This window comes from Burkholderia sp. Ac-20384, from assembly GCF_017104605.1.
GTDB classification, from domain to species: Bacteria; Pseudomonadota; Gammaproteobacteria; order Burkholderiales; family Burkholderiaceae; genus Burkholderia; species Burkholderia lata.
This window is the reverse complement of sequence record NZ_JAAGPE010000036.1, coordinates 1-21,135: the sequence shown is the minus strand read 5'-3', so window position 1 is coordinate 21,135 and position 21,135 is coordinate 1. Positions and strand designations below refer to the sequence as shown.

Genomic DNA, 21,135 nt, shown 5'->3' with positions numbered 1-21,135 from the left:
CGTCGTTCCGTTCCTGCGTCAGTCGTTGAGCGTGAGCGACAGCACCTTCACGACCAGCTCCGAATAGCTGATGCCGACCGCGCGTGCGGCCTTCGGCGGCAGCGAGTGGTCGGTCATGCCCGGTGCGGTGTTCACTTCCAGGAAGTACGCGTTGCCGTCGGCGTCGAGCATGAAATCCGCGCGGCCCCAGTCGGTGCAGCCGAGCACGTCGAACGCCCGGCGCGCAATGCGCTTGAGCTCCGCTTCCTTGTCGGCGGGCAGCCCGCACGGAATCAGGTATTGCGTGTCGTCGGCGATGTACTTCGCGTGATAGTCGTAGAACTCGCCGGCCGGCACGATCTTGATCACCGGCAGGTCGAGATCGCCGGCGATGCACGCGGTGTATTCGCCGCCGCCTTCGATGCTCTTCTCGACGATCACGATCGGGTCATGCGTCGCGGCTTCCGCGAGCGCAGCGGGCAGCGCGTCGGCCGTCTTCACCTTCAGCACCGCCACGCTCGAGCCTTCGCTCGCCGGCTTCACGAACAGCGGCAGGCCGAGCTTCGCGACGATGTCCGTCGCACGCGCCGCGAGGTCGTCGCCGCGCAGCACCGTCTCGAACGGCGGCGTCGGCACGCCCGTCTGCTGCCACACGAGCTTCGTGCGGAACTTGTCGAGGCCGAGCGCCGACCCGAGCACGCCGCTGCCCGTATAGCGAATGCCGTAGAAATCGAGCGCGCCCTGGATCTGGCCGTTCTCGCCGTAGCCGCCGTGCAGTGCGTTGAACGCGCGCACGAACCCTTCATCCTTCAGCGCCGCCAGCGGGCGCTCGGCCGGGTCGAACGGGTGCGCGTCGATGCCCGCGTCGCGCAGGCCCTGCAGCACGAGCTTGCCCGACGTGAGCGACACCTCGCGCTCCGAGGACTCGCCGCCGAACAACACCGCCACCTTGCCGAAACGTTTCGGATCAATCCCGCTCATGTCATGCCTTCTGTTGAGTGTGCTGCGCAACCTTCGCCGGCACGCCGCCGATCGAACCCGCGCCCATCGTGATCACCACGTCGCCGTTCTGCGCGACCTTCGCCAATGCGTCCGGCACGTCGTCGACCGTTGCGACGAACACCGGGTCAACCTTCCCTACGGTGCGCAGCGCACGCGACAGCGCGTCGCCGTTGGCCGTCGAGATCGCCGCCTCGCCGGCTGCGTAGACTTCCGTCAGCACCAGCGCGTCGACCGTCGACAGCACGTTGACGAAATCGTCGAAGCAGTCGCGCGTGCGCGTGTAGCGGTGCGGCTGGAACGCCAGCACGAGGCGGCGGCCCGGGAACGCGCCGCGCGCGGCCGCGATCGTCGCGGCCATCTCGACCGGGTGATGGCCGTAGTCGTCGATCAGCGTGTACTGGCCGCCGTCCGCGGTCGGCACCTCGCCGTAGCGCTGGAAGCGCCGGCCGACGCCGTTGAATTCCGCCAGCGCCAGCTGGATCGCGTCGTCCGACACACCGAGATCGGTCGCGATCGCGATCGCCGCAAGCGCGTTCTGCACGTTGTGCAGGCCCGGCATGTTCAGCACGACCGCGAGCGGCGCCCGCCCGTCGCGGATCACCGTGAAATGCATGCGGCCGTCGCGCGCATCGATGTCTTCCGCGCGCACCTGCGCGTCCGGCGACAGGCCGTAGCGCACGACCGGCTTCGAGATGAACGGGATGATCTGCCGCACGTTCGGATCGTCGACGCACACGACCGCGCTGCCGTAGAACGGCAGGCGTTGCGTGAATTCGATGAACGCCTGCTTGAGCCGCGCGAAATCGTGGCCGTAGGTGTCCATGTGGTCGGCGTCGATGTTCGTGATGACTTCGATCACCGGATACAGGTTCAGGAACGACGCGTCCGACTCGTCAGCCTCGGCGACGATGAAATCGCCCGTGCCGAGCCGCGCGTTCGCGCCGGCGCTGATCAGGCGCCCGCCGATCACGAAGGTCGGATCGAGCCCGCCCGCCGCGAGCACGCTCGCGACGAGGCTCGTCGTCGTGGTCTTGCCGTGCGTGCCGGCGATCGCGATGCCCTGCTTCAGGCGCATCAGCTCCGCCAGCATCACCGCGCGCTGCACGATCGGCACGCGCTTCGCGCGCGCCGCCAGCACTTCCGGGTTGTCCGAGCGCACGGCCGTCGAGACGACTACCGCGTTCGCGCCCTCGATGTTCGCCGCGTCGTGGCCGATCGCGATCCGCGCGCCGAGCGCCTGGAGACGATCCGTCACCGCGTTGCGCGACAGGTCCGAGCCGCTGACCTCGTAGCCGAGGTTGACGAGCACTTCGGCGATGCCGCTCATGCCCGCGCCGCCGATCCCGACGAAATGAATGTGTTTGACGATGTGTTTCATTGCAGTGTTTCCAGGTTCGCGCCGGCCGCCTTCGCGCACACGCGCGCGACTTCGTCGGTGGCCTCGGGCTTCGCCAGCGAGCGCGAACGTTCCGCCATGTCCGCGAGCGATGCCCGTGACTGGCCGCGCAGCCAGTCGGCAAGCAGTTCCGCCGACAGGTCGCGTTGTTGGACCAGCACGGCCGCGCCCGCATCGGCGAGGAACGCGGCGTTGCTCGTCTGGTGATCGTCGACCGCGTACGGGAACGGCACGAACAGCGCCGCCACGCCCACCGCCGCGATCTCCGATACCGTCATCGCACCCGACCGGCAGATCACCAGATCCGCCGCCGCATACGCGGCCGCCATGTCGTCGATGAACGGCACGAGCCGCACGTCTTCACCGGCCGCGAACCCGGCCGCTTCGTAATTCGCCTTCAATGCTTCGATGTGCTTCGCGCCGGCCTGGTGCACGATGCGCGGGCGTTCGCCCGGCGTCAGCATCGCCAGCGCGCGCGGCACGACTTCATTCAGTGCGGCCGCCCCGAGGCTGCCGCCGACGACCAGCACATTCAGCGGGCCGCTGCGCGCTGCATAGCGTGCTTTGGGCGCTTCCGTGCCGGCAAGTTCCGCGCGAATCGGGTTACCCGTCCATTCCGCGTGCGGCAGCGCACCGGGGAACGCGACGAGCACGCGCTTCGCGAATTTCGCGAGCACCTTGTTCGTCAGGCCCGCGATCGAATTCTGTTCATGCAGCACGAGCGGACGGCCCGACAGCGCGGTCATCACACCCGCCGGGAACGTGATGTAGCCGCCCATCCCGAGCACGACGTCGGGCCGCACGCGGCGCAGCGCGGCGAGGCTCTGCCCGCATGCGCGCAGCAGGTTGAACGGCAGCGTCAGCTTGGTCTTCAGGCCCTTGCCGCGCAGCCCGCCGAACCGCACGTATTCCATCGGAATGCCGTGCTTCGGCACGAGCGTCGCTTCCATCCCGGCCGGATTGCCGAGCCACACGACGCGCCAGCCCGCCGCTTCCATCCGGTGCGCGACCGCGAGCCCCGGGAACACGTGGCCCCCGGTGCCGCCTGCCATCACCATCAGCGTGCGTTGCGACGCGGTCATACCTTCCCTCCGCGCATCAGCACCCGGTTTTCGTAGTCGACCCGCAGCAGCACCGCGAGCGCGACGCAGTTCAGCAGAATGCCCGAGCCGCCGTAGCTCACGAGCGGCAGCGTCAGGCCCTTGGTCGGCAGCAGCCCGAGGTTCACGCCCATGTTGATGAAGGTCTGCGCACCGAACCAGATGCCGATACCCTTCGCCATCAGGCCCGCGAACGTGCGATCGAGTGCGAGCGCCTGACGGCCGATCTCGAACGCGCGGCGCACGATCCAGTAGAACAGCAGGATCACGACCAGCACGCCGACGAAACCGAGCTCCTCGCCGATCACCGCGAGGATGAAGTCGGTATGCGCTTCCGGCAGGTAGTTCAGCTTCTCGACGCTGCCGCCGAGGCCGACACCGAACCATTCGCCGCGGCCGAACGCGATCAGCGAGTGCGTGAGCTGGTACGCCTTGCCCTGCGCGTAGCGCTCGTCCCACGGATCGAGGTAGGCGAAGATCCGCTCGCGACGCCAAGGCGACAGCCACACCAGCATCGTGAAGGTGCCGATCGCGGTCGCAACGAGGCCGCCGAACAGCTTGCCGTTCACGCCGCCGAGGAACAGCACGCCCATCGCGATCGCCGCGACCACCATGAACGCGCCCATGTCCGGCTCGAGCAGCAGCAGCGCACCGACCAGGCCGACCGCGAACGCCATCGGCAAGAAGCCCTTGGCGAAGCTCTGCATGTATTCCTGCTTGCGCACCGTGTAGTTCGCCGCGTAGATCGTCACCGCGAGCTTCATGATTTCCGACGGCTGCATGTTCGTGATGCCGAGCGGAATCCAGCGGCGCGCACCGTTCACGCCCTTGCCGACGTGCGGAATCAGCACGATCACGAGGCTGACGAGCGCGATCAGGAAGAGTTGCGGCGCGTATTTGTCCCACGTCGACACCGGCACGCGGAACGCGATCACCGCCGCGATGAACGCGACGACGAGCGAGATGCAGTGGCGCATCAGGAACGCGTAATCGTGATACGACGCGTATTTCGGCGAATCGGGCATCGCGATCGACGCCGAGTACACCATCACGACGCCGAGCCCGAGCAGCGCGATCGCAACCCACAACAGCGAGTAGTCGAAGTCGAGCATCCGCGAACGGCTCGGGCGCACGCCGTTGACGACGCTCGCAAGGCCGCCCGTCGCGGCGCGCGTGGCGGACGCGACGCGGCCGCCCGCGGCATTGCCGCCGGTGTCGCGGCGATCGTTGAAACGGGAGACGAGGCGATCGGACCAGCTCATGGCGTCGCTCCTTTGTCGATGGCGATTTCGTCGACCGCCGCGCGGAACACATCTGCGCGGTGGGCGTAGTTCCTGAACATGTCGAGGCTCGCGCATGCAGGCGACAGCAGCACTGCATCGCCCGGTTCGGCGAGGTCGGCCGCTGCGTGCACCGCCCCTTCGAGCGTCGTGTGGTCGGCGAGCGGCACGCCCGTTTCGGCGAGCGTGTCGCGGATCGCCGGTGCGTCACGGCCGATCAGCATCACCGCCCGGCACCAGCGCGCGACCGGCGCAACCAGCGGTGCGAAATCCTGCCCCTTGCCATCGCCGCCCGCGATCAGCACGATCTTCTGCGCCAGCCCGTCGAGCGCGGCAACGGTCGCACCGACGTTCGTACCCTTGCTGTCGTCGACGTAATCCACGTCGTCGATCGTCGCAATCACTTCGACGCGATGCGCTTCGCCGCGGTATTCACGCAGCGCGTGCAGCAGCGGCGCGGCCGGCAGGTCGATCGCGCGTGCGAGCGCGAATGCGGCCAGCGCGTTCGCCGCGTTGTGCAGCCCGCGGATGCGCAGTGCGTCGGCCGGCATCAGGCGCTTCTGCGCGATGTCGGGCGTATGGGCGTCGCGCTTGCGCCGACGGGTCGTCGTCGCAGCTTCATCCGGCGCATCGCGATCGACGGCTTCCACCAGCCACGCGATGCCGTTGTCGCGCGACAGCCCGTAGTCGCCGTCCTGCACTGGCTCGTTCAGGCCGAACGTGACCGTGCGCGGCGCATCGGCCGCGCCGGCTGCCGGCGCGAACTTCATTACGGCCGCATCGTCGCGGTTCAGCACGCGCGTGGTCGTTGCACCGAAGATCCGGCCCTTTGCCTGCGCGTATGCGTCGAAGCTGCCGTGCCAGTCGAGGTGGTCCTGCGTGATGTTGAGGATCGCGGCCGCGTCGGGCGCGAACGTGCGTGCGGTCTCGAGCTGGAAGCTCGACAGTTCGAGCACCCACACGTCGGGCAGCGCGGTTTCGTCGATCGCGGCAGCGAGCCGGTCGAGCATCGCGGGGCTGATGTTGCCCGCGACGGCGACCTTCTTGCCCGAGCGCTGGCACAGCAGTCCCGTGAGGCTCGTCGTCGTGGTCTTGCCGTTGGTGCCCGTGATCGCGAGCACCTTCGGCTGGTAGCCGCTCGTGCCGAGTGCACGCAGCGCCTGCGCGAAGAATTCCAGCTCGCCCCACACGGCGACGCCCTGCTCGTTCGCGGCCGCGACCAGCGCCGCGAGTGCCGGTTCGAGCGGCGACAGCCCGGGGCTCAACCCGACGAGCTCGATACCGCCGTCGAGCAGCGCAGGCGTGAACGCCCCGCCGACGAATTCCGCATCGATGCCTTCGGCCTGCAGCGCGGCAAGGTTCGGCGGCGCCTCGCGGGTATCGGCAATACGCAGCCGGCACCCGTGCCTCGCGCACCATCGCGCGATCGCGAGACCCGATTCCCCGAGCCCCAGTACGAGCACCATCGGCCGTTGCCGATCTCCAAACATCTCGCCAGACATCCTTGTTACCTTTCCTTTACCGCAGCTTGAGGGTGGTCAGACCGAACAGGCACAGCATCAGCGTGATGATCCAGAAACGCACGACCACCTGCGTTTCCTTCCAGCCGGACAATTCGAAATGGTGATGCAGCGGCGCCATCTTCAGCAGACGACGCCCTTCGCCGTAGCGCTTCTTCGTGTACTTGAACCACGAAACCTGCAGCATCACCGACAGCGTTTCCGCGACGAAGATGCCGCCCATGATGAACAGCACGATTTCCTGGCGCACGATCACCGCGACCGTGCCGAGCGCGCCGCCGAGCGCCAGCGCGCCGACGTCGCCCATGAACACCTGCGCGGGGTGCGTGTTGTACCAGAGGAACGCGAGCCCTGCCCCACCCATCGCGGAACAGAAGATCAGCAATTCGCCCGCGCCCGGAATGTGCGGAAACAGCAGGTATTTTGAATAGACCGCGCTGCCCATCACGTACGCGAACACACCCAGCGACGCACCGACCAGCACGACCGGCATGATCACGAGGCCGTCGAGGCCGTCGGTCAGGTTCACCGCGTTGCTCGCGCCGACGATCACGAAGTACGTCAGCACGATGAAGCCCCACACGCCGAGCGGATAGCTGATCGACTTCAGGAACGGCAGCATCAGGTCGGCGCGTGCCGGCAGGCCCATCGACAGGCCGCTCCTCACCCATGCCATGAACAGGTCGAACACGCGCACGTTGTTCGCCTCGGACACGCTGAAGGCGAGATACACGGCCGCGAACAGCCCGATCACCGATTGCCAGAAATACTTCTCGCGCGACGACATCCCGCGCGGGTCCTTGTGGACGACCTTGCGGTAATCATCGACCCAGCCGATCACGCCGAAACCGAACGTGACGAGCATCACGATCCAGATGAAACGGTTCGTCAGGTCGCCCCACAGCAGCGTCGCGACCGCGATACCGATCAGGATCAGCACGCCGCCCATCGTCGGCGTGCCGGACTTGACCAGGTGCGTCTGCGGGCCGTCCTTGCGCACGGCCTGACCGACCTTCATTTGCGTCAGCTTGCGGATCACCCACGGTCCGCACACGAGCCCGATCCCGAGCGCGGTGATGGTGGCCATCACCGCACGGAACGTGAGGTACGTGAACAAGCGCAAAAAGCTTGCGTCTCCTTGCAGCCATTGCGCCAGCGCCAGCAGCATGCTTCCTTCCTTCTACTCAGTGTGCAGCGGGCGCCGTGCCCGCCGCGGGTTGGTTCGTCAGCGCGTCGACCACGCGCTCCATCTTCATGTACCGCGAGCCCTTCACGAGCAGCGTCGCCTGCGCGCCGTAGCCCGCTGCGAGCAGTGCTTCAACCAGCGCGCCGACGTCGCCGAAATGGCGGGCCGTGTCGCCGTATGCCGTGCATGCATCGCGCGACGCGTCGCCGAGCGCGAACAGCGCGTCGATCCCGCGCTCGCGTGCGTAGGCACCGACCTCGCGATGAAAAGCCGGCCCTTCGTCGCCGACCTCGCCCATGTCGCCGATCACCAGCACGCGCGGCGCCGGTTGCGCGGCGAGCACGTCGATCGCGGCACGCATCGAATCGGGATTCGCGTTGTACGTATCGTCGACGACCGTTGCACCCGCGAGGCTGCCTGCGATCGCCTGTTTCACCTGCAGCCGGCCCTTGACCGGCTCGAACGATTCGAGGCCCTGCTTGATCGCCGACAGCGCAACGCCGGCACCCAGCGCCGCGGCCGTGGCGGCCAGCGCGTTACGCGCGTTGTGCTCGCCGAGCGCGCGCAACCGCACCGTGACGACGCCCGCGGGCGTGTCGATCGCGAGTTCGCCGCCGTGCAGACGGCCCGTGACCTGCGCGTCGTTCTGCCGTCCGGCATCGTGCAGCGCGAAATCGAGGATCCGGTTGCCGGTTGCCGCGACGCGCCAGATGCCCGCATACGCGTCATCGGCCGGGAACACCGCGACACCGTCCGGCGGCAGCGCGTGAATCACGGCCGCGTGTTCGAGCGCGACGGCTTCGACCGTCGCCATGAATTCCTGGTGCTCGCGCTGTGCGTTGTTGACGAGCGCGACCGTCGGCGCCGTGAGGCGCGCGAGGATTTCGGTCTCGCCCGGGTGGTTCATCCCGATCTCGATCACCGCGAGACGATGCGCGGCCGACAGGCGCAGCAGCGTCAGCGGCAGGCCGACATCGTTGTTCAGGTTGCCGGCCGTCGCGAGCCGCGCGTCGGCGCCGACCGCCGCCGCGAAGATCGACGCGATCATTTCCTTGACGGTCGTCTTGCCGTTGCTGCCCGTCACCGCGACGAGCGGCAACGCGAATCGTTTGCGCCAGCCATGCGCAAGCGCGCCGAGTGCGGCACGCGTTTCGCCGCCTTCGATCGCCGGCATCGTGACGCCCGCCGGCACGTGCGCGACCAGCGCCGCGGCGGCACCGCGCGCAGCGACGTCGCCGAGGAAGTCGTGCGCGTCGAAGCGCTCGCCTTTCAGTGCGACGAACAGGTCGCCGGGGCCGGCCGTGCGGCTGTCCGTCGACACGCGGTCGAACGTGACGCCGGCGTCGCCGTGGACGGTTGCGCCGGGGATCAGGCGAGCGGCTTCGCCGAGACTGAGCATCGTCATTCGGCGCCTCCCTTGCCGTGCGTCGCGCGCGCTGCCAGCGCGAGCCGTGCGTGATCCTGATCGGAGAACGTGCGCTTCTTGCCCATGATTTCCTGCGTGGCCTCGTGGCCCTTGCCGGCCAGCACGACGACATCCTCGCGTGCGGCGCCGCGCACGGCCTGCAGGATCGCGCTCGCGCGATCCTCGATACGGCGTGCGTGATCGAGCGCGGTCATGCCCGCGACGATCTGGTCGATGATGCGCTGCGGATCCTCGCTGCGCGGGTTGTCGCTCGTGACGACGGTTTCATCGGCGAACCGCTCCGCGATCGCACCCATCAGCGGGCGCTTCGTCGCATCGCGATCGCCGCCGCAGCCGAACATGCAGACGAGCCGGCCGCCGCGCGCCGTGGCGATCGGGCGCAGCGCGTCGAGCGTCTTTTCGAGCGCGTCGGGCGTGTGTGCGTAGTCGATCACGACGAGCGGTTCGTCGTTCTGCAGCCGGCCGCCGAGCCGCTGCATCCGGCCGTTGACGGACTCGAGCCGTGCGATCTCGGCGAGCGCCGCGTCGAACGGCACGTCGGCCGCGAGCAGCGAGCCGAGCACCGCGAGCAGGTTGCTGACGTTGAACGTGCCGAGCGTGCCGACCTCGACGTCCGCGTCGCCCCATGACGAACGCAGGCGGAACGCCGTGCCGGTCGTGGTGGCGCGCACGTCGAGCGCGACCAGTTCGCGATCGGCGTCCGGCGCCGACGCATCGCCGATCCCGTACGCGATCGTGCGCACGCGGCCGGCCAGTTTCTCGAGCAGGCGCTGTCCGGCTGCGTCGTCGCGGTTGACGACCGCCGCGCGCAGGCCGCGCCATGCGAACAGCTTCGCCTTCGCGGCCTCGTACGCATCGAACGTGCCGTGATAGTCGAGGTGATCCTGCGTGAGATTCGTAAACACCGCGATGTCGAACGCCGTACCGTTCACGCGCCCCTGGTGCAGCGCGTGCGACGACACTTCCATCGCGACCGCCTTCGCGCCCGCGTCGCGCAGCTGCGCAAGGCTGCGCTGCAATTGCGACGCATCGGGGGTCGTGAAGCCGGTCGGCACGAGCTGGCCGGGCATCCCGGTGCCGAGCGTGCCGATCACCGCGCACGGCTGGTGAAGCGCCGTCAACGCGGTGGCGATCCATTGCGTGCACGACGTCTTGCCGTTCGTGCCGGTCACACCGATCGCGAGCAGGCTGTCGCTCGGATCACCATACCAGCCGCTGGCGATCTCGCCGGCGAGCTGGTCGAGCGCAGGCACCGCAAGCGCGACAGGAACGGCCGGCGCAGCGGCCAGCCCTTCCGGCTGATACAGCACGGCGGCCGCACCGCGCGCGACGGCGTCGGCGATGAAGGCACGATTGTCTGCCCCGTCGACCGCGTACGCGACGAACACGTCGCCAGCCTTGAGGCTGCGCGTGTCGGCATGCAGTTGCGCGACGGGGGCCACATGCTGACGCAGCCACGCAAGCGCGGCTGCGATCTGCTGATGCGCCGGATGGGAACTGCGAGCGGCGCTCATCGAACAACTCCTGGTGAATTACGCGTGGTGCTGGACACGATCATATGCTTCGCACCGCTACCCGCGGCCAGCTTTTGCGGCCCGGTTGCGGAAGGTGCTGCCGGCGAATCGTCAGACACGACGAGCTGCTTGATCGGCATGTTCGGCGGCACGTTCAGCGCACGCATCGTGTCACCGGCGATCGCCGAGAATACGGGGCCGGACACCTGGCCGCCGAAGTGGCTGCCGGCGGTCGGCTCGTCGACCGACACCGCGACGACGATGCGCGGATTCGGCATCGGCGCCATCCCGACGAACGACGCGCGGTACTTGCGCGTGTAGCCGTGGCCTTCATGCTTGTACGCGGTGCCGCTCTTGCCGCCGACGCGATAACCCGGCACGGCCGCATCCGGCGACGTGCCGCCCGGCGCGACCACCGTCTCGAGCATCGCGCGCACTTCGCGCGCGGTGGTCGGGTTGAACACCTGCGTACCCACGACCGGCTGGTTGGGGTCGGTCTTGAAAATGGTCACGGGCATCAGCTCGCCGTCATGCGCGATCGCCGTGTAGGCACGCGCGAGCTGGAACAGCGACACCGACAGGCCGTAGCCGTACGACATCGTCGCCTGCTCGATGCGGCGCCAGCTCTTCCACGGACGCAGGCGGCCAGCCACCGCGCCCGGGAATCCGACCTTCGGCGCCTGGCCGAGACCGATGCTCGTATACATATTCCACATTTCCTCGGGCCGCATCGTCATCGCGATCTTCGTCGCGCCGATGTTGCTCGACTTCTGGATCACACCGCCGACCGTCAACGTGCCGAAACCCGCGTCGTCGGTAATCGGTGCGCCGTCGAGCACGAAATGCCCGTTGCCCGTCTCGACGAGCGTGTTCGGCGTCACGCGATGCAGGTCGAGTGCGAGCGACACCGTAAATGGCTTCATGATCGAGCCCGGCTCGAACACGTCGGTCATGATCCGGTTGCGCAACTGCTCGCCCGTCATGCGCGAGCGGTCGTTCGGGTTGTACGTCGGGTAGTTGACGAGCGCCAGCACCTCGCCGGTGCGCACGTCGACGACCATCGCCGCGCCGGCCTTCGCCTTGAACTTCTCGACGGCGGCCTTCAGGTTCGCGTACGCGATGTACTGGATCTTGCTGTCGATCGACAGGTCGACATCCGTGCCGTTGTGCGGCGGGATCTGCTCGGCGACGTCCTCGACGATGTGCCCCATCCGGTCCTTGATCACGCGACGCACGCCCGACGTGCCGGACAGCATCTTCTGGTCGCCCAGCTCGACGCCCTCCTGCCCTTCGTCCTCGACGTTCGTGAAGCCGATCAGGTGAGCGGTGATCTCGCCTTCCGGATAGAAGCGCTTGTATTCGTTGCGCTGATAGATACCAGGGATGTCGAGCGCAGCGACTTTGTCCGCGACGTCGATCGGCACCTGACGCTTGACGTAGACGAAACCCTTGTCTTCCGACAGCTTCACGCGCAGTTCCTTCGACGTCATGCCGAGGAGCTTGCCGAGCTGGTTGACCTTGTCGGCGTCGAGATCGTCCGGCACCGCGTCGGGAATCGCCCAGATCGCGCGCACGGGCAGGCTCGTCGCGAGCACGAGCCCGTTACGGTCGAGGATCTTGCCGCGCGTCGCCGGCAGGTCGAGCGTGCGCTGGTAGCGGCTTTCGCCCTGCTTCCGATAGAACGCGTTGCCGGGCCCCTGGATCCAGAACGCGCGCGCGGCCAGCGCGACGAACGCCATGAACAGCATGAACACGACGAGCTTCGAGCGCCACATCGGCAGATGCACGCCCAGCACGGGGCTCGACGAGAATTTCACGTTCTGGCGCTTCTGGGACGGCTTCATCGCGCGCCTCCCTTACCCTTGGCGGACGTGTCCGCCGAAGCCGGGATCGGCGCATCGATCGCCTTCGCAGCGCCCGGCGGCAGCGTCAGGTATTGCGTGCGGCCGGTCGTGATCGGCTGCATCTTCAGCGAATCGTTCGCGAGCTGCTCGATGCGCGACGTCTTCGACAGCGCGCTCTGCTGATATTGCAGCTGCGCGTAGTCCTGCTGGAGCTGACGCTCCTGCGACTGCGCACGCTGCAGCTGGATGAAGATCTGGCGCTGCTGGTTCGTCGAATTGACGACCGACAACGCGCAACCCATCACGATGATCAGCAGGAAGATATTGAAGCGGCTCATGGCGTGACGCGCTCCGCGATGCGCATCACGGCCGAGCGGGCGCGCGGATTCGCGGCGACTTCCGCTTCACTCGGAAACTGGCGGCTGATGATCTTGAGCGGCGGGCTCGGGAGGTCGACGGCGCGGATCGGCAGGCGACGATCGACCGCAGGCGCACTCGCGTGCGCCTGCATGAATCGCTTGACGATCCGGTCCTCGAGTGAATGAAAGCTGATGACCACCAGCCGCCCCCCTTGCTCCAGCAACGACAGTGCCGCGTCTAGTACGACTTGCAGGTCCGCAAGCTCTTGATTGACGTGAATCCGTATAGCCTGAAAGGTGCGGGTTGCCGGATCCTTGCCCTTCTCACGGGTTTTGACGACGTGACCCACGATTTGGGCAAGCTCGCCCGTGGTGTCGAGAGGCCCAAGACGGTCGGACTCTGCCCGGCGAGCAACAAGCGCCTTTGCAATCTGAAAAGCAAACCGTTCTTCCCCATAATCCCGTATTACCTCCGTCAATTCCTGCACCGAAGCCCGTGCGAGCCATTCCGCCGCCGACTCGCCGCGCGTCGGGTCCATCCGCATGTCCAGCGGACCATCGGCGCGGAAGCTGAAGCCGCGCGCCGGATCGTCCACCTGCGGCGAGGACACGCCCAGGTCGAGCAACACACCCGACACCTTCTCGACGCCGCGCGCCGCAAGCGCGTCGCGCATCGATGCAAAGCTGTCATGCACGATCGAAAAGCGCGCATCCTCGATGCCCTGCGCCGTCTCGATCGCTCTCGGATCCTTGTCGAACGCGATCAGCCGCCCGCCCGTCGCCAACCGCGCGAGCACCGCGCGGCTATGGCCGCCGCGCCCGAACGTGCCGTCGACATAAATGCCGTCCGGTCGCGTCACGAGCGATTCGACCGCTTCGTCCAACAACACGGTCCGATGCTGCAATTCGTTTCCCATCGCGGGCGTCTCCGTCACCGCAATCAGAACGTGAAATTCTTCAGCGCGTCGGGCATGCCCTGCGCCATCGCTGCCTGCTCCTTCGCGTTGTAGGTTTGCGAATCCCACAGCTCGAAGTGACTACCCATTCCCAACAACATGACTTCCTTTTCCAGTCCGGCTGCCATGCGCAGCTCGGGCGATACGAGAATCCGGCCCGCGCTGTCGAGATCGACATCCATCGCATTGCCGAGAAAAATGCGCCGCCACCAGTGCGCGTCCATCGGCAGCGCGGCGATCTTGGCGCGGAATACTTCCCATTCGGGGCGCGGAAACAGCAACAGGCAGCCGTCCGGGTGCTTGGTCACAGTCACCCGTCCTTCTGCCTGTCCTTGCAGCGCTTCGCGATAGCGAGCCGGCACCGACATCCGCCCTTTCGCATCGAGCGTCAGCGCCGACGCCCCTTGGAACACTGTCCGCTCTCCCGTTCAGGGCACCGAAGCACCCGCTCCATGCTGAGAATTTAGCCGGAATAGCCCGCTAAATCACACAAAAATACACTTTCTCACACTGTCTCCCACTTTAGAGGAAGGGTGTGGCACGGTCAAGGGAGCGGCCCGCTTTTTTGACGAATTTTGTTAGTTAGAACAAGGACTTACGCGCACATGCTCATGCGGCCCCTCATTCCAAAAACCGTTATAAATGAATGAGCTAGTGCAACTTGTGAAGGTGATACGTGAGAAAGACGGGCCAGACGGGTGTGCGGACGGGGCTTTCGGGGGCGGGAAAACGAGGAATAAACGGGCGGTATCAGCGGTGGGGAACCGGGGCGACGTCACGCATCGCCCCGGTGAGAATGTCACAGATAGTACGCAGTGCTCGTCATGACTTTCGACGCGGCGCGCATCAGCATTCGCGCGGGCAGCGGCAGCTCGATCCCGCCTGCGTCGGCCGCGGCCTTGCCGTGTTTCACTTCGTCGATACGCATCTGGTCGACGATCGCACGCGATGCGGTATCGGCCGCCGGCAGCTCGGACATGTGGCCTTCGAGATGGCTCTCGACCTGCCGCTCGGTCTCGGCCATGAAGCCGAGGCTGACCTTGTCGCCGAGCGCGCCGGCCGCCACGCCGATCGCGAGCGAACCGGCATACCAGAGCGGGTTCAGCAGGCTCGGGCGCGAGTCGAGCTCTTTCAGGCGATGCGCGGTCCACGCGAGGTGATCCTCCTCCTCGCGCGCGGCTTCCTCGAACATCGCCTTCGCCGACGCCGTGCGCGCGGTGAGTTTCTGCGCCTGATATAGCGCCTGCGCACAAACCTCACCGACGTGGTTCACGCGCATCAGCCCGGCGGCATGCGTACGTTCCGCGGGCGTCAGCTCGACGGCCGGCGCCTCTGCCGGTGCGGGCACCGGCCGGCTCATCCGGCTAATGCCGGTCAGCGATCGCAGGCCGCGATCGAATTCGCTGATCAGTTCATCAAACACCATCCTGTTCTCCTGGCTGCAGGTGCTGCCGCGAGCGGCAAGGGCACGAGTCCGCTGCGTAACCGACTTGATTATTCAGCGGAAATTGCGGTTAACCCGTGATTTTAACCATTGTTGCATAAAGGAAACATGGCGACCTTGAGGTGCGGCATTTCGCTTTGTGGCAAAAAACGGTTTTGCTACATTACGTCCGACTTCTTGCGAAGTTGATGGGGCCCGTCAACAGAACATAACTATCCGCCCCGCCAGAAAAATTCAGTGATTCTTGGAGATCCGTTAATGAAAAAGTCGCTTCTCGCGCTCGTCGCGCTGGGCGCGTTCGCTGGCGCTGCCCATGCGCAAAGCAGCGTGACGCTTTACGGCATCATCGATGAAGGCCTGCTCTTCAACAACAACGCGGGCGGCAAGCACCTGTACAGCATGGCCAGCGGCGTGATGCAAGGCAGCCGCTTCGGCATGCGCGGCACCGAAGACCTCGGTGGCGGCCTGAAGGCGATCTTCACCCTCGAAAACGGTTTTGACGTGAACAGCGGCAAGCTCGGTCAGGGCGGCCTGATGTTCGGTCGTCAGGCTTACGTCGGCCTGTCGAGCCCGTACGGTACGGTCACGCTGGGTCGCCAATACGACTCCGTCGTCGACTTCGTCGGCCCGCTCGAGGCAGGTGACCAGTGGGGTGGCTACATCGCCGCTCACCCGGGTGACCTCGACAACTTCAACAACGCCTATCGCGTGAACAACGCAGTCAAGTTCACGAGCAACACCTACGGCGGCTTCTCGTTCGGCGGCGTGTACAGCTTCGGCGGTCAGGCAGGCCAGTTCTCGAAGAACCAGGTCTGGTCGCTCGGCGCAGGCTACAACAACGGCCCGTTGGTCTTGGGCGTCGGCTACTTGAACGCACGCACGCCGAACCAGTTCGGCGGCATGTTCAACAACGGTTCGACGTCGTCGTCGGTCTCGTCGCCGATCTACGGCGCGTACGCGAACAACGCGAACACGTACCAGGTCATCGGTGCCGGCGGTGCATACACGTTCGGCGCAGCGACGATCGGTGCAACGTACTCGAACACGAAGTTCAAGGGCTTCTCGGCAGGCCCGTTCGTGAACCAGTCCGCGACGTTCAACAACGGCGAACTCAACTTCAAGTATCAGTTGACCCCGGCGCTGATTCTCGGCGCGGCGTACGACTACACGCAAGGCAGCAAGATCAACGGCAGCTCGGCAGCCAAGTATCACCAGGGCTCGCTGGGTGTCGACTACTTCCTGTCGAAGCGCACCGACGTCTACGCGATCGGCGTGTACCAGCACGCATCGGGCAACGTGCTCGACGCGAACGGCAACGTGATCCAGGCAACCGCAGCGATCAACGGTCTCGCAGGTTCGAGCACCAGCAACCAGGTCGCAGCACGCGTCGGTATCCGTCACAAGTTCTAATCAGCTTGCCTGACAAGCCGCAGCATATTGAAGGCGCCTTCGGGCGCCTTTTTCTTTTCCGGTCGGGTGCAGCCGCAAATCCGAAGCGCCGCGAATCGTACCGGCTGCGACGCGCTCGTCGCGGGGGCGCCGCGCCGTCCCTGCTACGTCGAAACGCACCGCCGCAGCGAGCCCATTCCGGAAGCCGCCTCGTTCGAAAACAGCCTTCTTCCGAGCCGGGCCGCAAAACAAAAAAGCCCGGCACAAGCCGGGCTTTTTCGTTAGATCGATCGCGCCGTCATGCGCGCCCGTCGCGCAGTTCGCGCCGCAGGATCTTGCCGACGTTCGTTTTCGGCAGCTCCGTCCGAAACTCGACCAGCTTCGGCCGTTTATAGCCGGTGAGCCGCTCCTTGCAGTAGGCGAGGATGTCCTTGTCGGTGAGCGCCGGGTCCTTCTTCACGACGAACAGCTTCACGGCTTCGCCGGAATGCTCGTCGGGTACGCCGACCGCCGCCACCTCGAACACGCCCGGATGCGACGCCACCACGTCCTCGACTTCGTTCGGGTACACGTTGAAGCCCGACACGAGGATCATGTCCTTCTTCCGGTCGACGATCTTCACGTAACCTCGCGCATCCATCACGCCGACGTCGCCCGTCTTGAAGAAGCCATCGGCGAACATGACCTTCGCGGTTTCGTCCGGCCGGTTCCAGTAGCCGGCCATCACCTGCGGCCCGCGGATGCAGATCTCACCAGGTTCGCCGAGCGCGACGTCGTTACCGGCGTCGTCGCGAATCGCCACTTCGGTCGATGGCAGCGGCAGGCCGATCGTCCCGCTATATTCAGTCGCCGTCACGGGGTTGCAGGTCGCCACCGGCGAGGTTTCCGACAGCCCGTAGCCTTCGATGATCGCGGTATGGGTCTTTTCGTACCAGCGTTTCGCGACGCCCTCCTGGATCGCCATGCCGCCGCCGTTGGCGATCACGAGCTTCGACAGGTCGAGCTGATTGAATTCGGGGTGATTCAGCAGTGCGTTGTACAGCGTGTTGACCGCGGGGATCGTCGAGATCTGGTAGCCCTTCAGCTCCTTGATCATGCCGGCGATGTCGCGCGGGTTCGGGATCAGAATCCCCATGCCGCCCGTACGCATCGTCAGGAAGCCGCAGACGGTCAGCGCGAACACGTGATACAGCGGCAGCGCGACAACGGTCACGAACTGTTTCACGTCCGGGAACTTCTCATGCGCCGGATGATGCCAGGCGCCCGCCTGCAGCACGTTCGACACGATGTTCCGGTGCAGCAGCGTTGCCCCCTTCGCCACGCCGGTCGTACCGCCCGTGTATTGCAGGAACGCGACGTCATCGGGGCCGATCTTCTGCGCCTTGAATGCCTGGCGCGCACCGTCCGACAGCGCGGTCTTGAAGCGCGTGAACGACGGCAGCTGCCAGGCAGGCACCATCTTTTTCACGTTGCGCACGACGTAGTTGACGAGCCATCCCTTGATGCCCAGCAGATCGCCCATCGATGCGACGACGACGTGCTTGACGCCCGTATTCGCGATGACGGCCTGCAGCGTCGACGCGAAATTCTCGAGGATGACGATTGCCTCTGCACCGCTATCCTTCAACTGATGCTCGAGTTCGCGCGGCGTATAGAGCGGGTTGACGTTGACGACGGTGTAGCCCGCGCGCAGTACCGCCGCGATCGCAACGGGATACTGCAGCACGTTCGGCATCATGATCGCGACGCGCGCCCCGCGCGCAAGCCCGCGCGACTGCAGCCACGCGCCGAACTGGCGCGACAGCTTGTCGAGTTCGCCGTACGTAATGCCCTTGCCCATGCAGACGAACGCCGTGCGGTCGCGATACTGCCGGAAGCTTTCGTCGAGCAGGTCTGGGACAGAGGGATAAGGAGACGCGTCAATTTCGGCTGGAACGCCGGGTGGGTACGATTTCAGCCAAATTTTGTCCATACTGCGCGTCTCCTCACAGATTTTCGAATGGTCGTGCTAAAACGCATCGTAACGGCTCGCTCGCCTTGAGACAACAGGGTTAGATGTCCACTTCGAACTTCCGTCGAAATTCGTCTGATCATACGGTGATATCCGATCAAATGCGTTCAACTTCCACGAGGCAATCGTAGAACGTCGCCGAATTGCCAAGATCAGTGAGCGCCTGGCTCGTCACTTCGTTCGCGTTTCTGCCGTCCGGTGACAGTTTCTTCCACCAGATCGACAGACCGACGACGAGCCCTGCGCGTGCGCGATCGGTAATTCTCGCGAGCGCCTGCATCGATCCACGGTCGTTGAAGATGCGTACGAGGTCGCCATCGGTGATGCCGCGCGCATCGGCGTCGGACGGGTGGATGTCGAGATGCGGTTCACCTTCGGTATGACGCAGGCTGTCGACGTTCACGAACGTACTGTTCAGGAAGTGACGCGCCGGCGGTGAAATCATCGCGAGCGGATAGCGTGCGGCGAGCTCGGGCGCAGCCTCGGCCGATTCGAACGGCGGCAGGTAGTCGGGCACGGGATCCACGCCCATCTGCTCGAGTCGCGGGCTGTAGAACTCGCACTTGCCGGACGGCGTACGGAAACCGCCGTTCGCGAACGGCGCCTCCGGCAGCTTGAGCTTCAGCCAGCCGGCGCGCTTCAGTGTGTCCCAGTCGCTGTCGAGCACCGGATCGTCCCAGCGGAGCGCCGCGCGCGCGACCTCTTCGTCGCTGTGATAAAGCGCGGGTTCGTCGAGCCCCATACTGCGCGCGATACCACGGAAGATCTCCGTATTCGGCCGCGCGTCCCCCACCGGCGGAATCGACGGCAGATTCGCCATCACGTAGGTGTGGCCGTACGATTTGTGGATGTCCAGATGCTCGAGCTGCGTGGTTGCCGGCAACACAATGTCGGCGAAATCGACGGTATCTGTCTTGAAATGCTCGAGAACAACCGTGAACAGATCGTCACGCGCGAACCCTGCCGCGACCTTCGAAGAGTCCGGCGCGACAGCGACCGGGTTCGAGTTGTACACGATAATCGCTTCGACCTTCGGCCCGAAGGTTGCATCGCCCGGGTGCAACAGCGCGTCACCGATCGCGTTCATGTTGATGATGCGCGGCAGCTTGTGCGGCCATCCCGGCATCAAGTCCGGGCGTAGCAACGCAGCCTGGTTGACCGGCGCGGATTCCGACGATGACAGCAACAGCCCGCCGGCCCGATCCCGCCAGGCACCCGTCAGCGCCGGCAGACTGGCGATCGCGCGTACGGCGTTGCCACCGCCGCGGACACGCTGCATGCCGTAGTTGAGGCGGATCGATGCCTTGCGGGTAGCACCGTAGCGACGCGCAAGGTCGACCAGCTCCGACGCGTCGACTCCGCGGATCGGCGGCACGCGTTCCGTCGGATAGGACAGCGCCCGCGCCTTCAGCTCGTCGGAACCGAGCGTATGGCTGGCGATGTAATCGTGATCGAGCAGGTTTTCGGTAATCAGCACGTGCATCATGCCGAGTGCGAACGCGCCGTCGGTGCCGGGTTTCAACGCGATATGCTGATGGCACTTCTCCGCCGTCAGCGAGCGGTACGGATCGATGGCGACCAGGCGAGCACCTCGGCGCTTCGCCTCTTGCGCGCGCGTCCAGAAGTGCAGGCTCGAAGCGATCGGGTTTGCCCCCCAAATCAGAATCAGCTCGCTTTCCTCGAAATGCTCGAGGTGCATGCCGAGACTGCCGCCATAGGTGTAACGCAACCCCGCTGCCCCGGCCGCCGCGCAGATCGTGCGCTCGAGCCGCGAGGCACCGAGCTTGTGGAAGAACCGCTGAGCGATGCCCTCCCCTTGCACGAGCCCCATCGTCCCCGCATAGCTGTACGGCATGATTGCTTCGGGTGCGCGCGCCGCAATTTCGCCGAGACGACGGCCGATCTCATCGAATGCCTCGTCCCAGCTGATCGGCACGAAACGCCCTTCCCCCTTCGCACCAATGCGCTTGAGCGGGACGGTGAGGCGGTCGGGGTGATGAACGCGATCGGCGTATCGACTGACTTTCGTGCACAACACGCCTTGCGTCGGCGGATGGTCGGGATCGCCCGTGACCTTGATCGCCTTGCCGTTTTCGACGGTTACACGCATTGCGCACGTATCCGGACAATCATGCGGGCAAACGGCCCGGGCTACCTGAATGGCGGCGTTCATCGTTTCGAATGCAGAGATGGGGATTCGCAAATTTTACGTGGACGCGCCGAATAAAGCGTTCATTTCATGCGGATTCTGAGGTATTTGGCCGAAACGCGATGGGAGGAATCGGGAGAGCTTTCGTGGTTCGGTGCGTTGTCTGCGGGGGACTTGCACGGCCAACCCGACACTCGTTTTCGACGATGGAAAACCAATCGCGCACGACTGCGTCAACCGATACGTGAGAGAGAGAAATTGCAGCTTTGATCGGCGATACGACCAATAGACTGGCGGATCGCGAATGATGCTGACCAATTAGCGAGCCGGGAGCCGCGAGTGGTTGTACTTGGGAGAGGTGATGTGGAAACTCCGGCCGGACCGCCCATCCCGATCCTTAGTGCATTTCCATCGCGCCAATGCAAAAACCCCCGCCTTTCGGGCGGGGGTTTCTGGCTTAGGGAGCCTGACGATTACCTACTTTCACACGGGAATCCGCACTATCATCGGCGTAGAGTCGTTTCACGGTCCTGTTCGGGATGGGAAGGGGTGGGACCGACTCGCTATGGTCATCAGGCAA

16 protein-coding genes and 1 rRNA gene are annotated in these 21,135 nt (G+C 65.5%); 1 reads left to right on the top strand and 16 read right to left on the bottom strand.

The window, feature by feature from the left end; translation table 11 throughout:
- Positions 1-18 precede the first annotated feature (18 nt).
- The 13 genes from G3O00_RS09840 to coq7 all read right to left on the bottom strand — a co-directional run bounded on the left by G3O00_RS09840 (position 19) and on the right by coq7 (position 14,988).
- A complete protein-coding gene (locus G3O00_RS09840; RefSeq protein WP_122944399.1) occupies positions 19-960 on the bottom strand; it encodes a D-alanine--D-alanine ligase in 942 nt (313 codons plus the stop codon).
- Position 961: 1 nt separating this feature from the next.
- On the bottom strand, positions 962-2,359 hold the full coding sequence (gene murC / locus G3O00_RS09835) for a UDP-N-acetylmuramate--L-alanine ligase (protein WP_206142863.1): 1,398 nt from the start codon (positions 2,357-2,359) through the stop codon (positions 962-964).
- Positions 2,356-3,459, bottom strand: a complete 1,104-nt coding sequence (gene murG / locus G3O00_RS09830) for an undecaprenyldiphospho-muramoylpentapeptide beta-N-acetylglucosaminyltransferase (RefSeq protein ID WP_011350839.1) — start codon at positions 3,457-3,459, stop codon at positions 2,356-2,358. Before murG ends, murC begins: the two co-directional genes overlap by 4 nt.
- A complete protein-coding gene (ftsW, locus tag G3O00_RS09825; RefSeq protein ID WP_011350838.1) occupies positions 3,456-4,739 on the bottom strand; it encodes a putative lipid II flippase FtsW in 1,284 nt (427 codons plus the stop codon). Before ftsW ends, murG begins: the two co-directional genes overlap by 4 nt.
- A complete protein-coding gene (murD, locus tag G3O00_RS09820; protein ID WP_174934112.1) occupies positions 4,736-6,247 on the bottom strand; it encodes a UDP-N-acetylmuramoyl-L-alanine--D-glutamate ligase in 1,512 nt (503 codons plus the stop codon). Before murD ends, ftsW begins: the two co-directional genes overlap by 4 nt.
- 28 nt (positions 6,248-6,275) lie before the next feature.
- Positions 6,276-7,445: a phospho-N-acetylmuramoyl-pentapeptide-transferase gene (gene mraY / locus G3O00_RS09815; protein ID WP_006477019.1), complete on the bottom strand. Its 1,170-nt coding sequence runs from the start codon at positions 7,443-7,445 to the stop codon at positions 6,276-6,278.
- Between the two features lie 16 nt (positions 7,446-7,461).
- Complete coding sequence (gene murF / locus G3O00_RS09810) at positions 7,462-8,868, bottom strand: UDP-N-acetylmuramoyl-tripeptide--D-alanyl-D-alanine ligase (protein ID WP_206142862.1); 1,407 nt, start codon at positions 8,866-8,868, stop codon at positions 7,462-7,464.
- Positions 8,865-10,403, bottom strand: a complete 1,539-nt coding sequence (locus G3O00_RS09805; protein WP_206142861.1) for a UDP-N-acetylmuramoyl-L-alanyl-D-glutamate--2,6-diaminopimelate ligase — start codon at positions 10,401-10,403, stop codon at positions 8,865-8,867. Before G3O00_RS09805 ends, murF begins: the two co-directional genes overlap by 4 nt.
- Positions 10,400-12,247, bottom strand: a complete 1,848-nt coding sequence (locus G3O00_RS09800) for a penicillin-binding protein 2 (protein WP_011350834.1) — start codon at positions 12,245-12,247, stop codon at positions 10,400-10,402. The genes G3O00_RS09805 and G3O00_RS09800 overlap by 4 nt, the downstream gene beginning before the upstream one ends.
- Positions 12,244-12,585: a cell division protein FtsL gene (ftsL, locus tag G3O00_RS09795; RefSeq protein ID WP_174934108.1), complete on the bottom strand. Its 342-nt coding sequence runs from the start codon at positions 12,583-12,585 to the stop codon at positions 12,244-12,246. Before ftsL ends, G3O00_RS09800 begins: the two co-directional genes overlap by 4 nt.
- The gene (rsmH, locus tag G3O00_RS09790; RefSeq protein WP_174934107.1) at positions 12,582-13,523 is read right to left on the bottom strand and encodes a 16S rRNA (cytosine(1402)-N(4))-methyltransferase RsmH; all 942 of its coding nucleotides are present in this window, start codon (positions 13,521-13,523) and stop codon (positions 12,582-12,584) included. Before rsmH ends, ftsL begins: the two co-directional genes overlap by 4 nt.
- A 23-nt stretch (positions 13,524-13,546) precedes the next feature.
- Complete coding sequence (gene mraZ / locus G3O00_RS09785; protein WP_006487094.1) at positions 13,547-13,975, bottom strand: division/cell wall cluster transcriptional repressor MraZ; 429 nt, start codon at positions 13,973-13,975, stop codon at positions 13,547-13,549.
- 386 nt (positions 13,976-14,361) lie between these two features.
- Positions 14,362-14,988: a 2-polyprenyl-3-methyl-6-methoxy-1,4-benzoquinone monooxygenase gene (coq7, locus tag G3O00_RS09780; protein ID WP_027788457.1), complete on the bottom strand. Its 627-nt coding sequence runs from the start codon at positions 14,986-14,988 to the stop codon at positions 14,362-14,364.
- Positions 14,989-15,264: 276 nt separating this feature from the next.
- On the opposite strand from coq7, the gene G3O00_RS09775 reads away from it, so the two are divergent.
- Entirely contained in the window at positions 15,265-16,416 is a 1,152-nt protein-coding gene (locus G3O00_RS09775) for a porin (protein ID WP_011350830.1), read from the top strand.
- Positions 16,417-16,693: 277 nt separating this feature from the next.
- Here the strand turns inward: G3O00_RS09775 and G3O00_RS09770 are convergent, their stop codons facing one another.
- From G3O00_RS09770 to rrf, 3 genes are all read right to left on the bottom strand, one after another.
- On the bottom strand, positions 16,694-18,367 hold the full coding sequence (locus tag G3O00_RS09770) for a long-chain fatty acid--CoA ligase (RefSeq protein ID WP_206142860.1): 1,674 nt from the start codon (positions 18,365-18,367) through the stop codon (positions 16,694-16,696).
- Positions 18,368-18,503: 136 nt separating this feature from the next.
- A complete protein-coding gene (locus tag G3O00_RS09765; protein ID WP_206142859.1) occupies positions 18,504-20,579 on the bottom strand; it encodes a molybdopterin oxidoreductase family protein in 2,076 nt (691 codons plus the stop codon).
- Between the two features lie 440 nt (positions 20,580-21,019).
- Positions 21,020-21,132, bottom strand: a 5S ribosomal RNA gene (gene rrf, locus G3O00_RS09760).
- Positions 21,133-21,135 lie beyond the last annotated feature (3 nt).

Bases quoted from the DNA above. Each gene is read 5' to 3' on its own strand.
- rsmH (WP_174934107.1), bottom strand. From the start codon at position 13,523: ATGGGAAACGAATTGCAGCATCGGACCGTGTTGTTGGACGAAGCGGTC.
- G3O00_RS09775 (WP_011350830.1), top strand. From the start codon at position 15,265: ATGAAAAAGTCGCTTCTCGCGCTCGTCGCGCTGGGCGCGTTCGCTGGC.
- murF (WP_206142862.1), bottom strand. From the start codon at position 8,868: ATGACGATGCTCAGTCTCGGCGAAGCCGCTCGCCTGATCCCCGGCGCA.
- G3O00_RS09805 (WP_206142861.1), bottom strand. From the start codon at position 10,403: ATGAGCGCCGCTCGCAGTTCCCATCCGGCGCATCAGCAGATCGCAGCC.
- murD (WP_174934112.1), bottom strand. From the start codon at position 6,247: ATGTTTGGAGATCGGCAACGGCCGATGGTGCTCGTACTGGGGCTCGGG.
- ftsW (WP_011350838.1), bottom strand. From the start codon at position 4,739: ATGAGCTGGTCCGATCGCCTCGTCTCCCGTTTCAACGATCGCCGCGAC.
- G3O00_RS09770 (WP_206142860.1), bottom strand. From the start codon at position 18,367: ATGGACAAAATTTGGCTGAAATCGTACCCACCCGGCGTTCCAGCCGAA.
- G3O00_RS09765 (WP_206142859.1), bottom strand. From the start codon at position 20,579: ATGAACGCCGCCATTCAGGTAGCCCGGGCCGTTTGCCCGCATGATTGT.
- G3O00_RS09800 (WP_011350834.1), bottom strand. From the start codon at position 12,247: ATGAAGCCGTCCCAGAAGCGCCAGAACGTGAAATTCTCGTCGAGCCCC.
- mraY (WP_006477019.1), bottom strand. From the start codon at position 7,445: ATGCTGCTGGCGCTGGCGCAATGGCTGCAAGGAGACGCAAGCTTTTTG.
- murC (WP_206142863.1), bottom strand. From the start codon at position 2,359: ATGAAACACATCGTCAAACACATTCATTTCGTCGGGATCGGCGGCGCG.
- G3O00_RS09840 (WP_122944399.1), bottom strand. From the start codon at position 960: ATGAGCGGGATTGATCCGAAACGTTTCGGCAAGGTGGCGGTGTTGTTC.
- ftsL (WP_174934108.1), bottom strand. From the start codon at position 12,585: ATGAGCCGCTTCAATATCTTCCTGCTGATCATCGTGATGGGTTGCGCG.
- coq7 (WP_027788457.1), bottom strand. From the start codon at position 14,988: ATGGTGTTTGATGAACTGATCAGCGAATTCGATCGCGGCCTGCGATCG.
- murG (WP_011350839.1), bottom strand. From the start codon at position 3,459: ATGACCGCGTCGCAACGCACGCTGATGGTGATGGCAGGCGGCACCGGG.